Annotated in this window: 2 protein-coding genes; both read left to right on the top strand. The window is 48.2% G+C overall.

Annotated elements, in window-relative coordinates; genetic code table 11:
- Window positions 1–305: 305 nt before the first annotated feature.
- On the top strand, window positions 306–3,260 hold the full coding sequence (gene polA, locus NK638_RS12020) for a DNA polymerase I (RefSeq protein ID WP_274633195.1): 2,955 nt from the start codon (window positions 306–308) through the stop codon (window positions 3,258–3,260).
- A 446-nt stretch (window positions 3,261–3,706) separates the two neighbouring features.
- Window positions 3,707–3,922: hypothetical protein (locus NK638_RS12015; RefSeq protein ID WP_274633194.1), on the top strand; the 216-nt coding region annotated here is incomplete at its 3' end.

The raw sequence follows: 3,922 nt of genomic DNA, 5'->3' as shown, positions 1-3,922 counted from the left end.
CAAGTAAAATTTATACCAGTAGCGCGTTTAAACTTATATAACAGTTTTATTTTCAGTTGATTATAGTGTCACGAAGCATAAAAAAAACGCAGCGAGTCTGGGTTCTTTTTTATTGTCTGGCACTTTTGTTTGTACGCATCTTGTACGCATCGCGACTTTTATTGGCTCCTCTTATTCGTTTGTCATTCATTCGGCAAGAAGGTATTTTATCGTTATAATGAGGGCAACTTTTTACCTAATGCTTGTTTTTATCCCATATTTTATTATCCAATACCTGCTGCCAAATACTTGATAAGTGACCCTCTATGACTGACAACGACCACAATTCCCACTCGCCCATCAATCCAAACACCTTGCCAGACTTTGCCTGTATGCCCAACGTCGCAACGATGGACACCAGTCATGTGGATAAAGAACAACCGCCTTTTATCTTGGTCGACGGCTCTTACTACCTGTTTCGTACTTATCACGCCTTGCCAAAAACCATGCAAAACTCGCAAGGCCTCATCACCAACGCCATACGCGGTACGTTAAATGCGCTATTAAAACTGATGCGCCGCTATCACCCCACCCATATGGCGGTGTGTTTTGATACCAAATCACCGACCTTTCGCCATGCGATGTCTGAAGAGTACAAAGCCAATCGCCCCAAAATGGATGTAGAGCTGGCTGAGCAGATTCCGTATATTCATCGCTTGGTTGCCGCGCTTGGGATTCCACTACTGCGTATCGAGGGCGCAGAAGCCGACGACATCATCGGTACGCTGGCCTATCGCGCCGTCGCTGAAGGTCATCACGTGGTCATCTCGACAGGTGACAAAGACATGATGCAGCTGATTAATGACTGCGTGATACTAGAAGACAGTTTTACGGGCAAAATTACTGATGGCGCAGGCGTGGTCGAAAAATTCGGGATTGAGCCGCATCAGATGATCGATTTTTTGACGTTGATGGGCGACTCATCAGATGGCATCAAAGGCGTACCGGGCATCGGCAAAAAAACCGCCAAAGATTTGCTCAATAAATACGGTAATATCGAGGCCATGCTGGCCAATGTCGCCGATATCAAAGGCCGTGCTGGCAAAAATCTGGTCGAGTATGCCGATGACATTCCGTTCAACGCGCAGCTGGCCACTATCGTCACCGATTTAGAGATTGGCCAAGACTGGGCCGATCTAAAAATCAATACCGACCCGTGCGCCCATATCGATGAGCTACGCGCTCTGTACACAGAGCTTGAGTTTCGAAACGAGCTGGCCTCGCTTGATCATCCAAACCACCCTGCCAATGGCTCACAAAGCGTGGCGCACGCTCAGGCCGATAGTGAATCACAAGCGCAAATCGCTAAATCCTTACAGTCAAGCACTATCGACAATATCACCGATAGCAAAAGTCGCGATAGCGCATGGCATACGATTTTAGACGCACCTGCTTTTGATAGCTTGGTCAAACGACTAGAAGCCGCGCCGCACTTCGTCATCGATACCGAGACCACCAGCGTCTATTGGCGACAAGCCGAAATCGTCGGCCTGTCTTTTGCATTGCAAGCGCACGAAGCCTACTATGTACCGCTAACTCATCGTTTAGAAGGGGATGAGCTGACCGCCAAGCAGCTGGATCGCGATACGGTATTGGCGCGTTTAAAGCCTATCTTAGAAAACCCAAATATCGGTAAAATCGGCCAGCACCTCAAATACGACGCTCATGTGTTAAGTCATTATGATATCGACTTGATCGGCGCGATTCACGCCAGCCCCAACAACTGGGCGATGGATACCATGCTGGCAAGCTACGTCATCAATGCCGCCATCACTCGCCACGGTATGGATGATCTGGCACGCCACTATCTACAGACGCAAACGATCAGCTTTGAAGATGTCGCGGGTAAAGGCGCCAAACAAGTCACCTTTGATCAGGTGGCCATCGATATCGCCAGCGACTATGCTTGTGAAGATGCCGATATCACTTATCAGCTGTTTGATATCTTTCATAAAAAACTGTCTGATGACGAAAATAATGCCAAACTGCTGCACGAGTTAGAGATTCCAACGGCCGAGATACTGTGCCAAATGGAAGCAAACGGTATCTTAATCAAGCGCTCGTTTTTAAATGAGCTATCAGAGCGGTTTGATAAAGAAATCATCGCTCTAGAAAAACGCGCTTATGAAATTGCTGGAGAAGAATTTAACCTTGGCTCGCCAAAGCAGCTGGGTGAGATGCTGTTTGATAAGCTGGGCATCCCTGGCGGCAAAAAAACCAAGTCAGGCCAATACTCGACTGGCGAAGCGATACTGTCAAAGATTGATCACCCATTGGTTGAGATTGTCCTTGAGTATCGCGGATTGTCTAAGCTTAAAAGCACCTACACCGATGCGCTGGCCAATGTGGCAGATGCCAAGAGCGACCGCGTACATACCAGCTATCATCAGGCATTGACCAGTACCGGACGACTGTCATCGACGGATCCTAACTTACAAAACATCCCAATTCGCACCGCCACCGGCCGCTTGATTCGCCAAGCCTTTATCGCGCCAGCAGGTCGCGTTATCTTGGCGGCGGATTACTCACAAATTGAGCTGCGTCTGATGGCGCATTTCTCAGGCGACAAAAACTTGACGCAAGCCTTTAACGAAGGTCTGGACATTCACGCAGCCACCGCAGCAGAAGTGCTAGGTAAAGAAGTCGCTGAGGTAACTGCGACCGAGCGCCGCAATGCCAAAGCCATTAACTTTGGTCTGCTCTACGGCATGAGCGCCTTTGGCCTTGCCAAACAGCTACAGATGAGCCGCGGTGAGGCGCAAGAATATATCGACATGTATTTTGAGCGCTATCCTGGTGTCAAAAACTATATGATCAACACGCGAGCCAGCGCTTATGAGCAAGGCTATGTCGAGACGATATTGGGCCGTAAGCTCTACACGCCCGATATCACTCATAGCAACCGCATGGTCAAGCAAGGCGCTGAGCGAGCCGCGATCAACGCTCCACTACAAGGCTCTGCCGCTGATATTATCAAGCTTGCCATGATTGCTGTCGATAAGGTATTGCCCAAAGATCAAGCCAAAATGCTGCTGCAAGTCCATGATGAGTTGGTATTTGAAGTTGATAGCGATCAGGTCGATGAAATTAGTCAGCTTATCACCGATGCGATGCAAGATGTGTTAACGACCACTGCGGCTGAAAAAGGCTGGCAAGTCGACTTTGCCGTACCATTACTGGTAGAAACAGATAGCGGCGCCAATTGGGACGAGGCACATTAATCGCCCAACGAAGATATCGCACCCGCTACGATAAATACTATCGAATTAGGGCGTGCTACTGTACTCATTTTATGGCGGACTGACTATAGTCGATTCTCAATAAAACAGATACATTATATGTCAACGTGGAACTGGTATAAATTTTCCTTACGGGCTGTGTCTACGCTGCTCGATGCTGCGTAAAATTTATCCCAGTCCCACTGTATCGTTTTTATACTGAACTCACTATATAGCATCTATTGCCATTGACCCACAAAAGGGCTGAGCGGCCTGCTTGGCCTCTTTCTGATTTGTTATTTGCTATCTTTTATTTGTCAGTATAGTTATCGCCGCCCTATAACCACATATCGATGCGCGTGACCGCATACGCCTTGTCAACTGTTGGGAAATCGGTCAATATAGCATGATTATTTTCCAATTTTGCCTACAGGCGACTATCTGCCATCATGAAACTCTCAAGCTTTACCACACCGACTCGTCATACTTTGACTTATGCCGCTTTAGCTGCGCTAAACCTATGCACGCCAGCGTTGGCTGATCATAGCGCCGCCATACCGGCAAAACATCAAGACACCGCCCACCCCTCATCCAGTCCTCAGGTCGGTGATGTCAATACAACAGACACAGCCTATCAACAGCTAGGCTATCAAGCGCGCACACCA

Source organism: Psychrobacter sp. A3 (assembly GCF_028823565.1).
GTDB lineage: Bacteria > Pseudomonadota > Gammaproteobacteria > Pseudomonadales > Moraxellaceae > Psychrobacter > Psychrobacter celer.
Note: the sequence above shows the minus strand (reverse complement) of the source record. Positions and strands in the feature narration are given on the sequence as shown.